Origin of the sequence: Duganella qianjiadongensis (assembly GCF_009857915.1) — a bacterium.
GTDB lineage: Bacteria > Pseudomonadota > Gammaproteobacteria > Burkholderiales > Burkholderiaceae_D > Rugamonas > Rugamonas qianjiadongensis.
Window position 1 is genome coordinate 1 of record NZ_WWCM01000120.1, and the last position, 228, is coordinate 228.

General features: G+C 50.4%; 1 tRNA gene and 1 rRNA gene. Both read right to left on the minus strand.

The features are described 5' to 3' along the window. Nucleotides 1-6: 6 nt before the first annotated feature. Nucleotides 7-83, minus strand: a tRNA-Ile gene (locus tag GTP27_RS23545). Nucleotides 84-161: 78 nt separating this feature from the next. Continuing rightward, nucleotides 162-228, minus strand: a 16S ribosomal RNA gene (locus GTP27_RS23550); the annotation flags it as partial.

The following is a 228-nucleotide window of genomic DNA, read 5'->3' on the forward strand; positions in this document are numbered from 1 at the left end:
AGAAACTGGTAGGGCTGGTTGGACTCGAACCAACGACCCCCGCGTTATCAACACGGTGCTCTAACCAGCTGAGCTACAGCCCCAAATGCTGTTCTTCTTAATTACAGTCGATAAGTGTGAACGCTTGATGGCGAGTTATTTCTAACTCAGTGCCACTCTAGAAAGGAGGTGATCCAGCCGCACCTTCCGATACGGCTACCTTGTTACGACTTCACCCCAGTCACGAAT